We start from the raw sequence: 22,115 nt of genomic DNA, 5'->3' as shown, positions 1-22,115 counted from the left end.
CATTATGAATTTAGAAAAATTATTAAATCCTAAAAACATATGTGTAGTAGGAGCAAGTGAAAAAGAAGGCTTTGGAGGAGATACTTGTAGAAATATTATAAAATATATGGATATGGGTAGAGTCTTTTTAGTAAATCCAAAGAGAGATGAAGTATTTGGTATACCTTGCTATAAGAGTATAAAAGATATAGATGCTCAAATAGATTTAGTAATAATATGTACACCTCAATTTACAGTAAGTCAAATACTTAAAGATGCACACAAAAAAGGTGCAAGAGGTGCTGTAGTATACGCTAGTGGATACTCAGAACTAGGTACTGAAGAAGGAAGAAAAAATGAAGAAGAATTAGAGGCTTTATGTAAAGAATTAGATATAGCTTTAATGGGTCCTAACTGTGCAGGATACATAAACTACAACAGCAATACTCATGCCTTTGCTTTTATATCAAATGATAGAGAAAGAAAAGGTGCTGTAGGATTGGTATCTCAAAGTGGTCAGATAGCTTTATCTCTTATGGAAAGTCCTAATATGAGATTTTCATATGCAATATCTTCTGGAAATAGTTCTATTGTAAAGATGGAACAATACCTAGATTACTTAATAAATGATGAACAAACTAAAGTTGTTGCAATGTATCTTGAAGGAATAAAAAATCCTAAAATGTTTGAAGAGTGTTTAAGAAAGGCTGCAATAAAGAGAAAGCCAATAGTAGTTCTAAAAGTTGGTAAATCTGAAAAAGCTTCTCAAATAGCATCTTCACATACAGGAAGTTTGGCTGGTTCAGATAGAGTATACGATGCAGTATTTAAAAAGTTTGGAGTAATAAGAGTAGATGATATAGAAGAACTTTTAGCTACATCTCAAATGTTATCAGTACTTGATAAACTACCAGAAAACCCTAACTTTGCATCAATGAACTTATCAGGCGGAGAAACAGGAGTATGTGCTGACTTAGGTGAAATAAATGGAATTAAATTCTGTGATTTCTCAGAAGATACAATGGAAAAGTTAAGAAACTTACTTCCAAGCTATGCCACTCCAAACAATCCACTAGATATGACAGCTTCACTATCTTATGATGCAGAGCTTTATGCTAGTGCACTAAGAGCAGTAATGTATGATGAAAGTGTAGGAACAGTTTGTGTAGGATATACACTACTTCAAGAAATAGCAGATAATGCAATATATTATATGGCGAAAGGTATTGAACTTGTAAAACAAGATCCAAACTCTAAGCCAGTTGTAATGATACCATTCTTAGAAAATACAAGAAATGATGGATATCTTACTCAACTAGAAAATATTGGCGTTCCAGTAATGCCTCCAGCTGGATATGCATTTAAAATATTAAAATACTTATCTAATTTTATAAGCTATAATCCAGAAGATGTAGCGTTAGAACTTGCTATACCCGATGTAGTAGGTGAAGGTAGTGTAGCACTTTCAGAATATGAAAGTAAAAAACTACTAAAAAAATATAACATACCTGCACCAAATGAAGAAGTTGCTAAAACTGTTAAAGAAGCAGTAGAGCTTGCTGAGAGTATTGGATACCCAGTAGTTATGAAAATAGACTCTGTTGATATACTACATAAATCAGATATTGGCGGAGTTAAGTTAAGCATAACTACGCAAGAAGAAGTTAAAAAAGCTTTCTATGAAATATTAAAAAATGCTAAAGTTCATGATCCAAAGGCTAGAGTAGGTGGAGTGTTAGTTCAAAAGATGGCTACTAAAGGAGTAGAAGTTATAGTTGGAGTAAATAATGATGCTCAGTTTGGACCAAGTATTCTTTGTGGATTAGGTGGAGTATTTGTTGAAGTATTTAAAGATACTTCATTATGTCCTGCTCCTGTTTCTAAAAAAGAAGCTATAAATATGATTAATGATCTTAAGTCATCTAAGTTATTAAAAGGTTATAGAGGAAATCCAAAGCTAGATATAGATGCTTTAGCAGATGTAATAGTTAATATATCAAACTTTGCCAAAGATAATAAGAACACATTAAAAGAATTAGATATAAATCCAATATTTATATATGAAAATGGATTAAATGCAGTAGATGCTTTAGTAATAAATTATGAAAATGTAAAGTCCATAAATAATAAATGTGGAGAACGTGTTGAGAGTGTTATGACTCAAAACTAAACATTTATATGCCATCAAGTATTATATAGAGTTTTATTGGTAACGTCGCTGCAATTTAATGCCGACGTTGCCAACAACTAAAAAAATAAAGGGAGCTTATTTTCCTAAAAATATATAAATTTATAAGGGGGAAGACAAAATGTCTAAAGAAAACCAAAAACCATATATAGTAGTAGAATGGAACGATACTGAAACGGATGCAAAAGGATGGTTATGTGCATATAACTTTGTAAATCACTACTGTGGTGGAGGAACAAGAATGCATCCAACTGTAAATAAAGAAGAAGTAATAAGACTTGCTACAGCAATGGGATATAAATATAAAGCTATAGAATCTAAAACAACTGGTGGATGTAAAGGTGGGATAGCTTATGACTATAAAGCTCCAGATGCATTAGATGTATTAAAAAGATATTTAACTGCTATGGCTCCATACATAGGTTCAGGGGTTTCTATAGGAGGGGATTTAGGAGTTGACTATGGTGACGTTTTAAGAATATTAGACGAAATAGGAATAGGTCTTCCAACTACAAAAGAAATGAGAGCTAATCCTAAGTTTGAACAATATATAAAAGACCACGATGAAGTATGTGAAAAAACTTATGATAATTTCTTAATGTATGATATGGTAACTGGATATGGATGTGCATATTCATTAGATGAAGCTTGGAAAATAAAAGAAGGTAAAGAAGGAGCTAGCGTAGTTATTCAAGGATTTGGATGTGTTGGTGCTTCTATGGCTTACTGTTTAGATAAGATGGGGTATAAAGTTGTTGGTATAGCTGACGTTCAAGGTTTAGTTTACTGCAAAGATGGATTAGATGTCAAGAAGTTAGTAGAAACAAGAAAACCAAAAGGTGAAATGGATAGAGATGCATTTGAACCACACTATGAAATATTAGATAACTCTAAGTGGTTAGAAATGGATTGTGATATATTAGTACCAGCAGCTCTAGAAGATGTTATAAACAAAGATAATGCTCACTTAGTTAAAGCTAGCTTGATAGTAGAAGCTGCAAACATACCTGTAACTGCTGAAGCGGATGAAATATTAAGAGAAAAAGGTGTAGATATCTGTGTTGACTTCGTATGTAACATGGGTGGAATAAGAATATATGAAGTAGTAGTATTTGGTTTAGTTGAGCCAACTCCTGAAGCAATAGTAAGTGACTTAGAAGAAATAGTAAGAAGACAAACAAGAGTTATGTTTGAAAAAGCTAAGGAAGAAGGCAAAACTCAAAGAGAAGTTGCTAGAGAGCTATTTGCTCCAGATAAGTCTGATACACCAGACGTTCTTGAGCCATCAAGCTGTATAGCAGAATAACATATATTCATAAATTTAGTTTAATATATACTCAAATAGGTTACTTTTATATAGTAACCTATTTGAGAATTTTTCAAAATTTCAACTTAAATATTAGTAATAAAAAAATAATAATTGAATATTGAATAAACCAAAAAATAAATAATATATGGTGGTGTTTTAATGAGTAATGTAAAGCAAAGTAAAGCTAAAAAATACTTGGCAATCCTATCGTTATCCTTAGCGGGAGGTTCTATTTATTTACTTCCTTATCTAAAATATATTTTCTACGATCAAATGATGTCAGTAATGGAAATTACAAACACTCAAATGGGGTCAATGGTATCCCTTTATTCAGTTGGATGTATGTTATTATATATTCCAGGTGGAATACTTGCAGATAAGTTGTCTACTAAGAAAAGCTTAATAGCTTCACTAGTAGCTACTGCAGTACTTACGGTATTATACGGAGTTACACTAAATTATACATTATCTCTTGTGATTTGGTTCTTACTTGCACTTTCTACTGCATTTATTTTCTGGAGTGCTTTAATGAAAGTGATAGGTCAGATAGGATCAGCAGAAGAACAAGGAAGAATGTATGGTCTATACTATGCTGGTAATGGACTTACACAAGCAATATGTAACTCAATTGCTTTAGGAGTTTATTCAAAGTTTGGAGATCCAGTAACAGGACTTAAGATGGCCGTATTTGTTATGGCAATAGCAAACATTGTTGCAGCAGCTATGGTATACTTCTTCGTAACTGATGCTAAAAAAGAGGCTACTCAAAGTGCTTCTGAAGATAAATTTGATTTTAGTAAGGTAAAGGATGTATTAAAGAATCCTATTACATGGTTATTATCATTAGCGATACTTTGTTCTTATTCTATATTTACTACAAGTACCTATTTCACACCCTATTTAACAGAAGTAGTTGGAATATCAGAGCAAATGTCTAGTACAATAGCAATTATTAGATCTAACTTATTCTTAGTATTCTGTGCTCCATTAGGAGGATATATTGTAGATAAGTTAAGATCAACAACAAAGTGGTTTATGATAGGAAACGCTCTTACAGCAATATTCTTCTTCTTAATAATCATAATGGCATCATCAAGTCAAATGATATTAATAGTATTAACTCTAATACCAAGCGCACTTGGTTATATGGTATATGGAGTTGCCTTCTCAATGGTAGGGGAGTGTAAATTCCCAGTGAGTGTAACAGCTACAGTAATAGGTGTTGCATCTATAATAGGATATTTACCTGATTTTTATATGCATAACATATGCGGTATGATATTAGATAATGTGGGATCATCAGGATATAATTATATCTTTGCATTATTAGGTGGAATTTGTTTACTTGGTATACTGTTACCATTTATGATAAGAAAAAAAGTGAAGAATCAAGAAAAACTTGATGTAGTGTCATAAAATGTATAAAATATTATTATATTAGTATAAAAATGGTGTGCTTTGATTTTAAGCACACCAATTTTAAAATATAGGGGGGAATAGATATTAAAACAGATCCACTTACAACAAGAGTATATGAGTATATATCTAAAAAGATACAAGTTGGTGAATATAAACCAAATCAAAGAATTACAGAAGCTGAGATTTGTAGTGTAATAGGGGTAAGCAGAACGCCTGCACGAGAAGCGCTAACAAGATTAGCAGGGGAAAACTTATTAGAAAAAATACCTAATAAAGGATTTGTTGTTAAAGAATTTCAAGAAAAAGAAAAACTTGATACATATGCTGTTATTGGTGCACTAGATTCTTTAGCTGGTTCGTTGGCTATTGAGTATTTAACTCAAGAAGAAATTTGTAAAATGGAAGAATTATCAGAGATGATGGGAATATCAATTAAGTATAAAAACTATGAAAATTACTTAAGTATAAGCGATGACTTCCACAATGTATATAGAAATAAATGTGATAACCAAGTGTTACTAGCTTCAATAAATCATTTAGTATATAACTTTATGCCTAAATCCTATATTAGTGAAAATGAAGATGATTTATTCAAAATGTTAGCTTATAGCAATAAACAGCATTTTGAGTTAGTTAAAGCTTTTAAAAATAAAGATGTAAGGCATGTAGAGTCTATACTAAAGGAACATTGGAAGACACTAACCATTAACGAAATGAAATAAGAGAAGCATAAGCTTCTCTATTAATTTATAACAAACATATGAGCTTGAAATAATTGCCAAAGAAATAATGTGGGAATATATTCTAATACTTCTACCTATTCTCAAAAACTCAATTGCGATTTAACCTATAGCTCTCCTTGAAAAAACAGGGGCACTCTTTTGATAGTCATCTAAAGTCCAGTTATTATTGATACTAACATAAAGATAAAATAATTCATTAAAATTTCCTTTTCAAATAAACTATCAATACCTAAAGAGAATATTATTTGATATTTAAATTGCAAACAAATATTAAAAATATATAACTTTATTAATCTAAAAATAATGAAAATTTAATATTAGGTAGGGAAGTTAAAAATAGATTAATAAAATCTTAATTAAAATAAAAGGAGGCAAAATGAAAAAAGAATTAGTATTAAAAAATAAAGAAGAGAAATATAACAAAGTATATATTAGAAAATTAAAAATTAATGATATTGAAGAAATCTTAGTTTTTCAAACGGAAATTCTTAATGGTATAAAAGAAGAGCATATATACTGTGAAACTCAAAGAGTAGAATTTGAACAATATTTTAATAATAAAGACACACTTTTAGGTATATATACTGAAGATAATGAGTTAATAGCAATGGGTGTATATGCTAGATATGGAGAAAGTGAAGATAACTACGGATTTGACTTAGGCATAAGAGGTAAAGAATTATTAGAAGTTGGCCAAATAGACTCGGTAGCGGTAGTAGATAAATTTAGAGGAAATAGCCTCCAAAAGATAATATGTAAAGAATTAGAAATGGTTAGTAAAGAAGAAGGGAAAAATATAATATGTACTACTATTTCTCCAAATAACCCATACAGTATTAGAACATTTGAAGCTTTAGGTTATGAAATAATAAAAGAAAAAGAAAAATACGGAGGAATGAGAAGATATATATTAATGAAAAAGCTAGAATACAATTAGAAACTATATTTCGTATTACTACTCTTAAGTATGATAAAATAATAATATTACTATATACAAAATTAGGGCTTAAATTGTACTTAGGATTAGAGGGGATAAAATGAAAACTAATGAAGATAAAATTAAAAGACTGATAGATATATGTAAGAAATATTATGAAGATAATCATACTCAAAATCAAATAGCAAAAGAATATGACATCTCAAGACCTATGGTAAGTAAGCTTTTAAGTGAAGCCAAAAACTTAGGTATAGTTAAAATACAAATAAACGAAAACTTCTGTGATAACAACTTTCTAGATATAAACCTAAAGAAAAAATACAAAATTAATGAAGTATACATAGTAAATAAAATAAATGAAAATAACGCAGTAGATAATGAAATAGTTAAAAAATCCTATGAAGTAATAAACTTAAGTATGAACACCACAGACAAAATAGGCATCGGATGGGGATCAATGCTAGGTAAATTAATGGAGAACTATGAAAAAAATACAGATAACCACAGATTTTCAGGTCATGTATATCCATTAGTAGGTGGTATTACGGCTTCTTATGGAAGCTATCAAACTAATGAGTTGGTAAGGATTTTTGCTTCAAAAAATAATCTAAATCCACACTATATTTATGCACCTGCCATTGTAGAAAATGAAAAGGAAAAAAAGCTTTATATGTATTCTGAAATGTTTAAAGTTATAAATAAAGGCTGGGATAATTTAGATTTAGCTATAATTAATATCTCGAATTTTCCATCTTCACCAGATGTAGCAACTTCAGTAAGATTTGGAAATAAATTAATAAAAGAGAAAGCTTGTGGACACTTTGTATCACATTTTTATGATATTAAAGGAAGAATAATAAATCCAGAACTAGATTATGTTATTAATATAAATATTGAGCAATTAAAAAAATGTAAAAGAGTAATAGCCATTTGTTCTAGTAAGGTAAGCTCAAAAAGTATTATTGGTGCTTTAAATACTGGTGTTATTACAGATTTAATAATTAGTGATGAGCTGGCTATGAAAATTATATAACGAGGTAGATATTACAAGCATAAGAAAATTAGAAATAAATTAACTATCGTAAAACTAATAAAACAATATATCGGGTTACATATGTAACTAAAATTAAAAGACTGGAAAAATCAGTCTTTTTTTGTTTTATGAAAGTACTGTATACATAAGCTCCAATTATTGTTGTTTATTAGTAGTGATGCTACTATAAACTTAGATTATTAATGACAGAAAATAATGATACATAAACATAAAAAAATTTAGTTACATATGTAACTTGGAGGTGAAAAAATGATAATTGAAGCAGTTACAATAAAAAAAATGTTTATAAGTGGCTGTGAAAGTATGTTGAATGCAAAAGAAGAACTAACAAAAATTGATTCAACTTTTGGAGATGGAGATCACGGTATTACCATTGAAAAAATTTCTAAATTAATGATAAATAAGCTGAATGAATTAGAAAATGGAATGGACTTATATGAGTTTTTTTATGATTTAGGCTCAGAGATACTAGGTATAAATGGTGGCTCTGCTGGACCATTATGGGGGACTTTTGTTTCTGGTATGGCTTTAGGAATAAATAAGGGTGATACTGAATTAAAAGTAGATAACATTATAAATATGTTTAAGTCTGCTCTAGATGAACTATATGATATCACTACTGCTAGAGTTGGAGATAAAACTATGATGGATACTTTAATTCCAGTAGTAAACTGTATGCAAGAATATAGTGAAAGCTTAGAAGAAGTGATGAAAATCGCAATGGAGGCTTCAATTGAAGGTTGCAAAGCTAGTGAAAATTTTATTGCCAAATTTGGAAGAGCAAAGTCTTATAAAGAAAAAACTATTGGAACACAAGATGCAGGGGCTGTATCGATGAAGTATTTCTTTATAGGTCTATATGAGGGATTAATAACTACTTAAATAATAAATAAATAAAAAAATGAAGAGTATTCTTTGAAAAATTAGGGGGATAAAATATGAAAATGAAAAAGTTTATAAATAACCCAGAGAATTTAACAGCAGAATTACTTGAAGGATTAGCATTAGCAAATAGAGATACTATTGATTTAAAAGAAAATAACTTAGTGGTAAATAAAAGATTAGAAGAAGCTGACCGTGTAACTATAGTAACATTAGGTGGTTCTGGTCATGAGCCAGCAATAAGTGGATTTGTTGGTGAAGGAATGGTTGATATATCTGTTGTTGGTGATATATTTGCAGCTCCAAATCCAAAGGCTTGTTTAGAAGCAATCGAAATGGCAGACAAGGGCAAAGGTGTACTATTTGTAGTACTAAATCATGCAGGAGATATGTTAACTGCTAACTTAACTATGAAACAACTTAAAAAATCTAATATAAATATAATTAAATTAGTGACACAAGAAGATATAGCCAATGCACCTAGAGAAAGATCTGACGACAGAAGAGGTTTAGTTGGATGTATACCTACTTATAAAATAGCAGGAGCGGCTGCTAAAGAAGGTAAAACTTTAGAAGAAGTAAATGCTATAGCAAGTAGATTTGCAGAAAATATGGCCACTTTATCAGTAGCAGTAAGAGGAGCTACACATCCAGCAACAGGACAAATGATATCAGAAATAGGTGAAGATGATATGGAAGTTGGAATGGGTCAACATGGCGAAGGTGGTGGAGGTGCTCAAAGTATGAAGAGTGCTGATGAAACTGCAAAAATAATGGTAGACGCACTACTTAAAGATTTATCAATAAAAGAAGGCGAAAAGATAATGCTTATGATAAATGGATGTGGAGCAACTACACATATGGAACTATTAATAGTATATAGAGCATGTGTTAAATATTTAGAAGAAAAAAATATAGAAGTAGTAGCAAATGAAGTGGGAGAATTACTAACGGTACAAGAGCAAGCAGGATTCCAAATGTTTATGGCAAGAATGGATGATGAGCTTTTAGCATTATATAATGCTCCATGCAACACTCCATATATGAAAAAATAAAAAAGTACGGGTAAATTATAAATATAAGTTTTAGAGGGGAGAAATAATGGCAGATATAGAGGGTTTCAAGATTTCAAAGGATTTTCATTTAGATATAAAACCAAGGAATGAAGGTTTTCATGTGAAAGGACTTAATCATTGTGATTGGGGAATGAAAAATAGGTTATCTAGAATATTTAATAAAACTTCAGGGAATACAGTAATGTTGGCTTTTGACCACGGGTATATAATGGGTTCTACTTCAGGACTTGAAAGATTAGATATAGCAATACCTCCACTTATGGAAGAAGTAGATGTATTAATGGCCACAAGAGGGGCACTTAGAACTTGTATAACTCCAATTCAAGATAAGGCAATATGCTTAAGAAGTACTTATGACTCAACAGTAATGTATGACGACATGAGTATCGGTGGTGGAATTGCAACGGATATAGAAAGTTCTATAAGAATGAATGCTTCATGTATGGCAGTACAAACATTTATAGGAGCACCAGGCGAAAAAAACTCTCTAGAGCTATTATGTAGAACAGTAGATGCAGGAGAAAAATACGGAATTCCAACTTTAGGGGTAGTAGCTGTTGGTAAAGATATGATAAGGGATAATAAATTTTTCTCACTTGCTACTAGAGTAGTAGCTGAAAGTGGTGCACACATTGTAAAATCATATTATTGTGACGGATTTGAAAAAATAGTGGCATCTTGTCCTGTACCAATAGTTGTAGCTGGAGGAAAAAAGGTTCCAGAAGCTGAGGCATTAACTATGGCTTATAAAGCAATAAGCGAAGGTGCTTGTGGTGTTGATATGGGAAGAAACATATTCCAAGCAGAAAATCCAAAAGCAATGGCAAAGGCTGTAGCAAAGGTAGTACACGAAAGCTTTAGTGATAAATTAGCTTATGAATTTTATTTAGATATGAAATAGGAGGGTAAAATATGTCTTCAGAATACATGCATATAGGAATACCTATAACTGATAAAAAAGAAAATATGATTTATAACGAAGATATGAAAATTTGGATGTCAAATCCAGATGACTATGATTTTAAAATAGAGTATTTAAAATTTGAAGAGGGAACGCCATTTCCATCTATAATGCATAAAAATCCACACATAGCTTATAAAGTTGATGATTTAGATTATTACTTGAAAGATGCTGATAGTGTAATTGTTGATCCAATAAATTTAAATGAAAATACTAAAATAGCATTTATTATTAAAGATGATACAATAATTGAGTTGTATGAGGAAAAATAAGTTTATTATAAAAATAAGGGTATATAGTAAAATTAAAAAAATTTAAAAATTACTTAATATAATAAATAAAAACAAAGCTCATTTAAAGAAAATTTAATCTTTAGATGAGCTTATTTTGTTAGATTATTTTTAAATATATTTCAATTGTTAAGTACATAATACTAATTAGAAGACTTAAAAGAGGTGATTAAATGAATAATACTTTTACAGAAGACTTTAAAAAAGTACTTTTAGATGAAATACCAGGCTTTAGAGAATTTGGGCACAAATTTTTAAATGGTGAAGTATCAAAAATGGACTTTAAAAAGGTTTCAGGTGGATTTGGTATATATGCACAAAGAGATCAAAAGTCGTTTATGATAAGGCTTAGAGTATCATGTGGAGCTTTTACAAGAGAGCAATTAAACAAAATTTATGAAGTGGCTAAAAAATATAACGTAGAAAAAATACATTTAACTACGAGACAAGCTGTTCAATTACATGATTTAACTATTGATGAAGCCTGTGATATTATGGAAGAGTGCATACATAAAGACATATTTACAAGAGGAGGAGGAGGTAACTTTCCTAGAAATGTTGCAATCTCACCATTATCAGGTGTGGATAAAGATGATAAATTTGATGTTGTACCTTATGCACTAGCTTGTGATAATCACTTTATAAAAAATAGCTATAAATACAAGTTACCTAGAAAACTTAAGGTATCTTTAGCTAGTAATGATAAAGACTGTTCTCATTGTACAGTTCAAGACTTAGGCTTTGTTGCGGAAAAGGATGGTATTAAAGAATGTTTTAGAGTATTCTTTGGTGGAGGAATTGGTCGTAATCCTAAGTTAGGTATAGAACTAGGAGAAATAATAGAAGCAAAAGAAATATTATATCACTTAGAAGCAATGGTTTTAATGTTTAAAACTAATGGAAACTACGAAAATAAAAATAAAGCCCGTGTTAGATATATGATAGATACTCTTGGTGAAGATGGATTTAGAAGTGAATACAAAAAAGCACTAGAAGAAGTAAAAGCCAAAGGTGGCCTTGATTTAGTAACACTTCCAATAGATTATGAGAAAAATGGCTTTGAAATTGACTTAAAGCATCCTAGATTGTTTAAGCAAAAACAAGAAGGACTTTACTCAGTGTATGTTCATCCAGTTGGAGGTCAATTTGAATTAACTGATTATAAAGCATTATTAGATGAATTAAATGAAATGGAAAACATATATGTAAGAAGCTGTATGAGTGAAGGATTCTACATTCTAAACTTAAATGGTTATGAAGCTAAAAAATTATTAGACTTAACTAGTATTTATAGTGCTGAAACAAAACTTGAGCAAAGTGTTGCATGTATTGGAGTTCCAATTTGCCAAATGGGTATATTAAGAAGTCAGCACTTATTAGAGGCAGTCGTAAAATATTTTAAGGAAAATAACTATACAAAAGACATACTTCCAAGTCTTCATATTGCAGGATGCCCGAATTCTTGTGCAGTACCTCAAATAGGGATTATTGGACTTAGTGGTAAGATGAAGCGTGTAGGAGATATTTCTACAGGAGTCTTTGAACTAACTGTTGGCGGAGAAGTTGGCGTTGGCCGCTCTAAATTTGGCAAAATCTACGGAGACATAAAAGAAGATGAAGTAAAAGTATTCTTACTTGAACTTGCTAAGGAAGTTGAGTCTTCTGGATTATGTTTTGATGATTTTATTAATCAAAAACATGATAAACTTGATGAAATAATAGATAAATATTTAGTTTAAAACAAAATAAAAAAACTGTATCAAGCATAGTAATTATTTGTATAATATGCTAAGATACAGTTTTTTATTATTTATATTTAATATATACTAAACGCTCATTTCCCATAAAGCTTTTACTTCGTTAAGAAAGACATCAACATCCCATGTAGTAGATGAATTTATCTTACTATTAGGGTCATTAATTATTAATTTGCCATTTTCGTCTATACCAATTACAATTAAAAAGTGACCTGTAGTAGTAAATATCCCAGGCTTAACAGATGCAACTACGACATTACCTTTTTTTATAGAAGATAAAATTGATGGTTTATTTATATATAAGTATTTACTATCAATACCAAAATGATTAGCACCTTTAACCATAAGATCCCAACTAGTACCTACACCATCTTCATAAAATCCATTATTGTATGAATAATCAGCAACGACTTTAGGGTTTAGAGAAGTATCTCCTGTAAGGCCAACTATAACCATAGCTAAAGAAGTAGGAGCACATCCATTAATAGCCATAAATTCATCTGCATATTTACTATACCCCCATCTTTCATCCCATTGTAAAAATAAAGGAATTTCACCAGGCGTATAATCATCTTCTATTGAAATATCATCAGTATTTTCATGAGATGGATAATTAGAAACAAAGTCAAGAGCTTCATTATTTTTCGCTGCTAACTTTATAAGTTCTGGAGGAATAAGATCAACGTTTTTTAAAACACTAACTAGATCATCCTTTTTTATATTACTATCATTTTTATTATATAAATCAAGCAAACTTTTAATATTTTCGTCATCTAAGTTAAGACTAGACATTTGCTCATCAGATAATACATACTTACCTTCTGTACTATGACCATTACTGCGAATGTTTATTGGAAGAGAAGCAAAAATTAATCCCATAACCACAACCAAGCCTAATGAACCCAGTGTATACTTCTTTATATTAAAGTTTTTATTCATAAAAGAATCCCCCTACATATTAAATAATACAAATATCTTATTAAAATAACATATTTCTACAGAAAAATGCAAATAAAAGTTTTTGAAAAATAAAAAAGCATATCCAAAAAAATTATCACTTCTTTAGATAAGCTTTACTAATTAATAATATTAAAAAGATAAGATTAATATATAGATTTTATTTTCCTTTTCATTCTAGCTTTATTTTCATACATATCTTTGTCTGCTTTTGAAAAAGCATCTTCATAAGAAGTATGATTATTAGTATCATATACTGAAACTCCAAAAGCTAAACTAATATGTGGTTGACTTAAGTTATCACAATTATTATTTTTAATTTCTTGTTCAAGATACTTGATAAATTTTATACTATTTTCACTAGATTTATTTTCTTTAATAACTACAAACTCATCTCCACCTATTCTATAAATACTATCTTTTCCAAAGACTTTTACAAGAATATCAGCGCCTCTTTTAATAAGTTGGTCACCAGATTCATGTCCCAATGTATCATTGACTATTTTTAAATTATTAATATCAAATACAAAAATATCAAGAGATAATTCTTTATTTAAGTCCTTTTTAATTTTTTCAACCTTTTTCAAATAAGCTGTTCTATTTTTAACTTTTGTAAGTCCATCCTGATAAGCAAGTTCCTCTAATACTTGAATTCTCGCACTTTCTAAAAGAGAACTTCTAATTATTTTTGTTATATTTATAAACTGAAGGACAATGAATATACCATAGCTAATTTTGAACCATAACATATAAGGAATAAGCTCTAGCATATTACAAATAGCATCACCCATTATACCTATAGCTAAAATAATAGTAGTAAAAAGCAGTTTGTTAATATCATTATTTTTTAGCTTTACCTTATCGTAAAATATACAAACTACAATAATCGGAGTATAAATAAGACATACACTTTGTATTAAAAATAAATGCTCATAATAATCTTTTATACCTAGAAACTGCATAACTGTTGTGTAAGCAATAGCTACAAGAAATGTTCCTGATAAACCGAATAAGATAAATTTGCCCTTACCATTCAGGTAAAGAGCAAAATGTGAAATCAAGAAAAACATACTGAACAACAAACTAATTATATCTAAGCTATTATTAAAAATTGGGTAAGGAAATAGGTAATTTTGAATATTGAAATTTAAAAAACACCAAATACCACTACTTATACATAAGCCTCCAAAGGTTATTAATTTACCCATAGGCTTTTTAAGTTTCATCATAATACATGCAAGTCCAATGGAAATAATTCCCACACAAACAACAAATATGGATATAAAACCATTAAGAAATTCTTCACTAATATTATTTAAAATTAAAGAACTTTCATATCCTGTATAGATACTGTTTAGAAAGCTAGAAAATGTTGTATCTACATGATCAGTATAGACGTTATATAATTCTATTCTAATATTATCAGTTATTTTTATGCCTGGAGATACAAAAGAAGTCCATAGGTTTCCAGCGGATTTAGCATAACTTAAAAAAGTATCATTTTCACCAAAAGAATAGAACTTTTCATTATTAACAAATATTTTAACCATCATATTATCAATTCTCATAATAAGTTGAGTATTAATTGGAATATCTTTGGTAAAGTGTCCCTCTATAACCACTGAATTTCGTCCACTAAGATTTAGCTTACCATCATCTGGTAATGGATAGCTTTTATTTTCATTATTTATAATATAATTACCTGTAATACCTATCTTTTTTAGAGTATTTTTATCATATGTAAATTTCTTTTCATTATATAAAGTAATTCCTAAAGTAAAGGTAGCTAACAACACAATAAAAGATGTTGTGATGACTAATACTTTATTTAATCTATTATCTAGCATAACATAACTCCCATTTTTTTATTAAAATTCTATGACAGTATATCATATTGTGGTATTATTAACCATTATCCCATGGTATTATATAGAATATATAATTTCCATTTTATTTTAGGATGAAAATAGGATGTATTATTAAATCCTACAAATAATATATGTGAAGGATTTTTATAAATAATAACAAAGAAGGTGAAAAAATGATTTTTAATATTCATGACAGTGCGAAGAAACAAATAGAAAAGTTATTAGAGGAAAATGGGAAAATTGACAAATCATTTAGAATTTATATACGTAGAATATCTGGTTGACGAGGTCCTGTATGGGATGTAGCTCTGGATGAGCCTACAGAGAAAGATGAAATATTTAAATCTGATGGATATAAAATTTTTATGAGAAAAGAAATGGCAGAAAAAATAAATAACGTAGAAATTTATTATCAATATGGAATAAGCAAAAGTGGATTCAGAGTATTAACAGATATGTTATGGAGAATAAAATATAGATATGAAGATTGGGCAAAATCAATCATCCCTTAAAATATAAGAATTACCCCCGTAATATTTAAATACGGGGGCAATATAATTTTATTAAAAATCTTAGAAAATACTTATTTAGAAGCATGTTCCACAAGGTAAATATCCTTCAGATTTTGCTTTATCTTCACTCATTTCTATAGAACCTTTCATATTGTGTGCATCTTTAGTAGCATGATACTTGTTAGAACTAGATGTACCTCCATTTGCATAAACTATTTTAGATTTATTAGAAGAGTTATCTAGATTACTTGATGAAGTAGAGTTATTAGAAGCCTTATTTTTATTATAGGATTCTACATCGTATCCTTTATTAGTTACATAGCCAGGAACAGACCAAATATTTAAATTCTCTGACTTAGCCTTATCTTGAGCTGCATTCAATTTATCTAAATGTCTTTTTTGAGAATACACATATCCAACTCTTGCATATCCTTTAGATATTATGTCTTCATTAAACATTTCCCAGCTAGAATTCTCCTTAGAGTAGAACCATAGATAACCCAAATGTCTATCATACTTATCTGTTTTATCTCCCTCATCATACTCAATATATACTGTATCATTTGCTTTTAAAGCATCTTTAGCATAGTTTGAGGCTTCTATTGAATATGGTTGTGGGTCTACACCTTGCTTTACTGATTCTGGAGTGTCCACTAATAATAGCCTTAAAGTAACCACTTCGCCAGTTTCCTTTATCTTTAATTTCATAGTATCACCATCTACAACTCTTTCAACTATTGCCTCAACTGATCCTTTTGGAACCTCTGAGGTATTAGAATCATCACCATTGCTAGAGTCTTTTACTACCGTATTATTAGATTCTGTTTTAACGTTATTATTAGAGTTTCCTAAATTATTTTGCTCATTATTACTAGAACATCCTGTAATAAATATTGAAAGTGCCAGTGCACCTGATAATATTAACGATTTTATTCTATTTGATTTAAAAAACTTCATTGATATTTCTCCTTTAACATTTTATGTAAATATATTTAGTAATTTAGATATATTTTAACATTATTAGACAAAATACACAAACGAACGTTCTTAAACATAAAAAATATACTTATGAATTATTGTATAAATATGTAAATATAATATTAAGAGAAGATAACTATAGTTTAGGATAAGGGGGAATTTTGTGCTAGTAAAAGCTATTGGGATATTTGTATTACAGTTGATATATGTTCCCATATTAACTTTGAGGACTACCTTAGTAGTAAAGGGTGAAACTAAAAAAGCTCCATTGGTAGGATTTTTAGAATCTATTATTTACATTGTTAGTTTAGGAATAGTGTTTTCTGACCTAACCAATATGTACAATATAATAGCTTATGTACTTGGTTATGCTATTGGAATATTCTTAGGAAGTAAATTAGAATCTAAACTAGCTATAGGTTATAGAGTTATTCAAATTAACTCAACACAAGAAAATAGCCTTTTAGCTGAGAGTCTTAGAGCGTGTAAATTTGGAGCTACCACATTTGTAGGAAGTGGAATAAATAATGAAGCTAGATACAGGATAGAGGTGCTGACTCATAGAATAAGAGAAAAGGAAGTAATAGAAATGACACAAGATATAGATCCAAAAGCGTTTATAGTATCATATGACTTGACCCAATTTAAGGGTGGCTATTTATATAAAAGATAAATTTATTAGGGGGGGGAATAACATGAAAGTAAGTATGATTCAAATGGATATAATACATAAATCTCCAAAAGAGAATAGAGAAAAAATCAAAAAATTAGTAGCAGACTCTATAAAAGATAATCCTGACTTAATAATACTACCAGAAACTTGTACCACTGGATTTACAAAATCAGTATTTGAAAATATAGACTTATACTTAGAAAATGAAGATGGAGAAACTATTTCTTTACTTAAAGATCTAGCAAAAAAATATAATGTAAATATAGTTACAGGTTCTATACCTGAAAAAGATGGTAGAAAATGTTATAACACAGTATTTTACATAAATAGGGAAGGAAAGATATTATCAAAATATAGAAAGATCCATCTTTTTACTCCAACTAATGAAGATGTTGCCTTTGAGAATGGAGAAAAGATGCCTGTGTTTGATACGGAGTTTGGGAAAGTTGCAATGATGACTTGTTATGATATTAGATTTGTGGAGTTATCAAGAATCTATGCACTTAGTGGAGCGGATATTATTATTATAGTAGCCAACTTCCCAAATCCAAAAGTTAATCACTGGAGAACACTAATACAAGCAAGGGCTATTGAAAATCAACTATACATTTTTGCGTGTAATAGAGTAGGGTATGCAGAGAAGGATAGCTATTTTGGTCACTCTGTAGTAGTTGATCCATGGGGAGAGATAGTAGTAGAAGGTGATGATAGTGAAAAAATTATTTCAACCAATATAAATTTAAATAAAGTAAATGAAGTAAGAAATATAGTTCCCATGTATGTAGATAGACAAACCAAGGCATATAAAAAACATATAGATAAATTACTGTAGGAGTAGATAATTTATTATAGTAGAAAATTTTGAGATATATTTAAAATATGTTATATATTATTCTAGTCATAGAAAGAAATTGTAATATTAATTATTTTTCTGAAATTAGTTAGAAAATAATAGTAAATTATTAACATATCTATAAATACAATTATGATATAATAAATAATAAAAAATAATATCATGATAACATTTAATGGAGAGCAGATATGAAAAATAAAAATATAATAATTGCTATTACAGTTTCTATTATAGTATTATCTGGAGCATTTGTATTAATTAAATCAAAAAACTCTGATAATGATCAAATTAATGATAAGATAGAAAATATTAAACCTGAAGAGGAACAAATACTAAATAAACAGCTAGCATTTTTAAAAGAAATCGCAGGATTAAAAGCTAATGAAGTAGAACTTATATCGAATCCAGTAGGATTAAAAGGAGAGTTTATAGCTCCAAGGGAATCTATATTAAAAGGTGTTGATTACTTTTTAAAAGACACTGAAAATAGTAAAATGGAAGATACTCATATAGATATAGGGGATGGATATATATGCTTAACAACTACCTATAAGGTTAATTCATTTATTAAAACACCTATAGAAGCTAAGGTAAAGCCATCTTTAGATAGTTCTAAAAATTTAATATTAAAAGTTTATGATTTTAAGTTTTTAGATTTGAAAATAGCTGATTGGATAGTAAATATAGGAGTTGAAAGCTTTGTTAAAGACTGGTTCCCAGAAGACAAGGAACTTAAAGTTAAGTATGAAGAAGGAAAGGTTATAGTAGATAAAAGTAATTTTGAAAGTATGATTATTAACGATATATCTATAGATAAAAATACATTAAAAATAGGTATGATTTTAAACCTAGAGAAAATAATATATTGATAAATTAATTAAGTATTTTGATAGATGGGGGATAAAATATGGAAAAACTATGGGAAGAAGTTGTAAAATTTCATGGGCACGAGTGTCCAGGTCTAGCAATAGGATTTAAAGCAGCGATAGCAGCAAGAGAATGCTTAGGTTGCAATGACTCTGAAGATGAAGAACTTGTGTGTATATCAGAAAATGATGCATGTGGAGTAGATGCTATACAAGCATTATTAAAATGTACAATTGGAAAAGGAAATTTAATAATAAGGTTAACTGGAAAGTCAGTATATCATTTTTATAATAGGAAAAATAATAAATCAGTAAGATTAGTTTTAAATTCATCTGTAGCTCAGATGGATAGAAGCGAATATAAAAAGTATCTTTTAGAGACAGAAGCTACTAAATTATTTACATCAAGCGAAACTAATATAAAGCTACCAGAAAAAGCAAGAATATTTAACTCAGTATTTTGTGAAAAGTGTGGAGAAAAAACATCAGAGCATTTAATAAGGATACAAAATAATAAAAAAGTATGCTTAGATTGCTTCGAAGAATATAAAAGATTTTATGTAGAATTATAAATACTATATAATTAAAATGATAGAAAATAAGCTCACATTATAATGATGTGAGCTTTAATATTATATAATTTAATGTACTAGAGTTATAATAACTTTAATAAAAATAGTATATATTTATGATTTTTAATTTAAAGAAGGCATATAGTCTCTTACATATCCATAATTCTTGTAGTCATTAAAAATAGGAACAGAAGAATCAAATTTAACATAAATAGGAGAATCAAGTAGATAACTGTTTTTTAAAAACAAGTCTTTGTCTCCATAGATAACTGCTTGTATCGCCAAGCTCATATGACTTTGAAAGGCGTTATATTTTATAAGTGATGTGAAACAGTCAGCATTTCCTACAAATGCATAAAAAAATAATTTGTAAGTATTATCATCATATTTTTTCCAGGCTCCTAGAAGCTCATCTCTTAAATCTTTATTAATAACGCCATAGTTAAAACTATTTGCTATGTCTAAAAACATCATTCCAGTTTCGTCAGAATGAGTAAGGGTGTATTTTCTACCTTCAATAGGATCATAAGGTGTAATAGGCTCCATAAAAGTAGTTTCTAATTTATCTGGGTTAAATTGCATAGAATCACCATCCTAACATATTCTCAATAATACATAATATAAAATAACTATTGTATTTGTTAACATATAAGGTAATTAATTATATTCCTATTTTTATAAATACTAGAAATATAAACTTAAATATGACCTAAGAAGTAATAATTACTTTTTACTTCTTAGGTCATAATATGTTATTATAATAAAATACAAAAGTTTAAGGAGAATACAATGAATTATATATCACCAAATAGTAAATACGAAGTATTTGTTAAAAATATAGGAATAAAACAAAGATTTGATAAGTTAAACACTAAATCAGTTAATGTAACACCAGAGCAAGTAATAAAGTCGATAGAGTTAGCAAAAAAAGCAGTTGAAGAATCTAATGATTACATGAACTTAGTACCTAGAGAAATAAAAGATGAAAACCTTCAAAGGGAAATCGGAATACAAAGAATATTTGTAGAAAAAATATCTGAGTGTGCAGTTATAAACTATTTAGTAAAAAATGATAAAGATTTATCTTTAATGGATAAAAATAAAATAGGAATTAAAAGCGCAATAGCTAAAGGAATACACACTAGACTTATAATAGATAAAAGTGAATTTATAAATAAGAAAAATAAAAAGAACTATTATGTTGGAGTTCATTTGAATTTAGAAATGGAAGACAATAAAGATAAAGTTAAAAGACATATAATAAAAGATTTATATGAAATAGAAAGAGTTCAAATATTTGGCTATTTAGATTATAAATTTATAAATGAACTTAGATACGAAACAGTAAAAAATAAAGATGGTAAAAAAGAATTTAAATTCTATAATAAAAAGGCGCAAGGATATGATAAAAAATCTGAGTTTGCTAAGCTTATAGATACAGAATGTAAGTGGTACTACTTAGATAGAATGCAACCAATAGATAATCTTGTAAAGAATTTAAAATAAAGATTATTATTGATATAGATTATCAAATTTAGGGAGTTGGAATTATTTTATTTACCGAGAAAGACTTGAATATATCAAGAAAAGAAATAGCTAAAATGCTAGCAAAAGAATTCTATAGTGATACACTATACACTCATATATTACCTAATGATGAAAGTAGGTTAAAAGCGCTAGAATGCTTTTTTTACAGTTATATAAATATGTATCCCATAGGAACTATAGTAGCACCTACTAAAAATAAAGAAGCTATAGGATATATATTTTATGATGATAGTGGTGTAAGTAAGTTAAAGCAAATAAAGGATTTAATAATATACTCGATAACATTAAGTAAAATGATGAAGTATATATCTGTTAGAGAATTTACTTCTTTTATAAAAGCTATACACAATAATTCATCAGCATGGATAAAAGAATTTATTAAAGGTAAATTCATTCACATAGACTTAATTGTAGTAGACGAAAATCATAGAAATAAAGGCTTAGCAAAAGCTATAATAAATGAAGTTTTTGAAGAAGCTGATAATAGAAATTTATTAACAACACTTGAGACTCAAAATCCTGTTAATGTAGAGATATACAAAAAACTTGGATTTGAAGTTGTCAAAGAACAAAGATATGAAACTTTATTTCAATATTGTATGATAAGAGAACCTAAAGCTAAATAGTTTTAGGTCTTTTTATATTAGAATACCTTCCAAAGTAGATTGTTATATGTTATTATAAAAGTTAATT

The 22,115-nt window shown here is 28.7% G+C and carries 22 protein-coding genes; 18 read left to right on the top strand and 4 right to left on the bottom strand.

The genetic code is table 11. From position 1 onward, the window contains the following. Positions 1-4: 4 nt before the first annotated feature. The 11 genes from ACI48P_RS10025 (at position 5) to ACI48P_RS09975 (ending at position 12,577) form a co-directional block, all read left to right on the top strand. Entirely contained in the window at positions 5-2,149 is a 2,145-nt protein-coding gene (locus tag ACI48P_RS10025) for an acetate--CoA ligase family protein (protein WP_475215271.1), read from the top strand. Positions 2,150-2,288: 139 nt separating this feature from the next. Next, positions 2,289-3,473, top strand: coding sequence for a Glu/Leu/Phe/Val family dehydrogenase (locus tag ACI48P_RS10020; RefSeq protein ID WP_475215269.1), 1,185 nt, complete (start codon positions 2,289-2,291; stop codon positions 3,471-3,473). A 162-nt stretch (positions 3,474-3,635) separates the two neighbouring features. Further along, positions 3,636-4,892, top strand: a complete 1,257-nt coding sequence (locus tag ACI48P_RS10015) for an MFS transporter (RefSeq protein WP_475215268.1) — start codon at positions 3,636-3,638, stop codon at positions 4,890-4,892. Positions 4,893-4,972: 80 nt separating this feature from the next. Continuing rightward, positions 4,973-5,617, top strand: a complete 645-nt coding sequence (locus ACI48P_RS10010) for a GntR family transcriptional regulator (protein WP_475215664.1) — start codon at positions 4,973-4,975, stop codon at positions 5,615-5,617. A 397-nt stretch (positions 5,618-6,014) separates the two neighbouring features. Next, a complete protein-coding gene (locus ACI48P_RS10005; protein WP_475215267.1) occupies positions 6,015-6,575 on the top strand; it encodes a GNAT family N-acetyltransferase in 561 nt (186 codons plus the stop codon). Between the two features lie 100 nt (positions 6,576-6,675). Further along, positions 6,676-7,608 (top strand): sugar-binding transcriptional regulator, encoded by a 933-nt coding sequence (locus tag ACI48P_RS10000; RefSeq protein ID WP_475215265.1) that lies wholly within the window; start codon positions 6,676-6,678, stop codon positions 7,606-7,608. Positions 7,609-7,878: 270 nt separating this feature from the next. Beyond that, positions 7,879-8,511 carry a dihydroxyacetone kinase subunit L gene (locus tag ACI48P_RS09995; protein ID WP_475215264.1) on the top strand — a complete coding sequence of 211 codons (633 nt, stop codon included), beginning with the start codon at positions 7,879-7,881 and terminating at the stop codon, positions 8,509-8,511. A gap of 56 nt (positions 8,512-8,567) precedes the next feature. Continuing rightward, on the top strand, positions 8,568-9,566 hold the full coding sequence (locus ACI48P_RS09990) for a dihydroxyacetone kinase subunit DhaK (protein ID WP_475215262.1): 999 nt from the start codon (positions 8,568-8,570) through the stop codon (positions 9,564-9,566). Positions 9,567-9,612: 46 nt separating this feature from the next. Continuing rightward, a complete protein-coding gene (gene lsrF, locus ACI48P_RS09985; protein ID WP_475215260.1) occupies positions 9,613-10,488 on the top strand; it encodes a 3-hydroxy-5-phosphonooxypentane-2,4-dione thiolase in 876 nt (291 codons plus the stop codon). An 11-nt stretch (positions 10,489-10,499) separates the two neighbouring features. Continuing rightward, positions 10,500-10,820, top strand: a complete 321-nt coding sequence (locus tag ACI48P_RS09980) for a hypothetical protein (protein ID WP_475215258.1) — start codon at positions 10,500-10,502, stop codon at positions 10,818-10,820. Positions 10,821-11,011: 191 nt separating this feature from the next. Next, positions 11,012-12,577, top strand: a complete 1,566-nt coding sequence (locus tag ACI48P_RS09975) for a nitrite/sulfite reductase (RefSeq protein WP_475215256.1) — start codon at positions 11,012-11,014, stop codon at positions 12,575-12,577. An 87-nt stretch (positions 12,578-12,664) separates the two neighbouring features. Here the strand turns inward: ACI48P_RS09975 and ACI48P_RS09970 are convergent, their stop codons facing one another. Both ACI48P_RS09970 and ACI48P_RS09965 read right to left on the bottom strand, forming a co-directional pair. After that, positions 12,665-13,534 (bottom strand): C39 family peptidase, encoded by an 870-nt coding sequence (locus ACI48P_RS09970; RefSeq protein WP_475215254.1) that lies wholly within the window; start codon positions 13,532-13,534, stop codon positions 12,665-12,667. 164 nt (positions 13,535-13,698) lie between these two features. Continuing rightward, complete coding sequence (locus tag ACI48P_RS09965) at positions 13,699-15,399, bottom strand: GGDEF domain-containing protein (protein WP_475215253.1); 1,701 nt, start codon at positions 15,397-15,399, stop codon at positions 13,699-13,701. Between the two features lie 398 nt (positions 15,400-15,797). On the opposite strand from ACI48P_RS09965, the gene ACI48P_RS09960 reads away from it, so the two are divergent. Beyond that, entirely contained in the window at positions 15,798-15,932 is a 135-nt protein-coding gene (locus ACI48P_RS09960) for a hypothetical protein (protein ID WP_475215249.1), read from the top strand. A 75-nt stretch (positions 15,933-16,007) separates the two neighbouring features. Here ACI48P_RS09960 and ACI48P_RS09955 read toward each other — a convergent pair whose 3' ends face one another. Beyond that, complete coding sequence (locus ACI48P_RS09955; RefSeq protein WP_475215248.1) at positions 16,008-16,889, bottom strand: thermonuclease family protein; 882 nt, start codon at positions 16,887-16,889, stop codon at positions 16,008-16,010. A gap of 184 nt (positions 16,890-17,073) precedes the next feature. Between ACI48P_RS09955 and ACI48P_RS09950 the strand changes: the two genes are divergently transcribed. The 4 genes from ACI48P_RS09950 to ACI48P_RS09935 all read left to right on the top strand — a co-directional run bounded on the left by ACI48P_RS09950 (position 17,074) and on the right by ACI48P_RS09935 (position 19,874). Next, entirely contained in the window at positions 17,074-17,583 is a 510-nt protein-coding gene (locus ACI48P_RS09950; RefSeq protein ID WP_475215246.1) for a DUF2179 domain-containing protein, read from the top strand. 22 nt (positions 17,584-17,605) lie between these two features. Then, positions 17,606-18,415, top strand: a complete 810-nt coding sequence (locus ACI48P_RS09945) for a carbon-nitrogen family hydrolase (protein WP_475215245.1) — start codon at positions 17,606-17,608, stop codon at positions 18,413-18,415. Between the two features lie 209 nt (positions 18,416-18,624). Further along, positions 18,625-19,305: a hypothetical protein gene (locus tag ACI48P_RS09940; protein ID WP_475215243.1), complete on the top strand. Its 681-nt coding sequence runs from the start codon at positions 18,625-18,627 to the stop codon at positions 19,303-19,305. Positions 19,306-19,343: 38 nt separating this feature from the next. Continuing rightward, a complete protein-coding gene (locus ACI48P_RS09935; RefSeq protein ID WP_475215240.1) occupies positions 19,344-19,874 on the top strand; it encodes an FmdE family protein in 531 nt (176 codons plus the stop codon). A 123-nt stretch (positions 19,875-19,997) separates the two neighbouring features. Here ACI48P_RS09935 and ACI48P_RS09930 read toward each other — a convergent pair whose 3' ends face one another. Beyond that, a complete protein-coding gene (locus tag ACI48P_RS09930; RefSeq protein WP_475215238.1) occupies positions 19,998-20,456 on the bottom strand; it encodes a staygreen family protein in 459 nt (152 codons plus the stop codon). 207 nt (positions 20,457-20,663) lie between these two features. Here ACI48P_RS09930 and ACI48P_RS09925 point away from each other — a divergent pair, with 207 nt between their 5' ends. Beyond that, on the top strand, positions 20,664-21,380 hold the full coding sequence (locus tag ACI48P_RS09925; protein WP_475215236.1) for a hypothetical protein: 717 nt from the start codon (positions 20,664-20,666) through the stop codon (positions 21,378-21,380). A gap of 65 nt (positions 21,381-21,445) precedes the next feature. After that, entirely contained in the window at positions 21,446-22,048 is a 603-nt protein-coding gene (locus ACI48P_RS09920) for a GNAT family N-acetyltransferase (RefSeq protein ID WP_475215235.1), read from the top strand. Positions 22,049-22,115 lie beyond the last annotated feature (67 nt).

It is taken from the genome of Romboutsia sp. LXY-2 (genome assembly GCF_056171995.1).
This window is presented reverse-complemented; position numbering and strand designations above follow the sequence as displayed.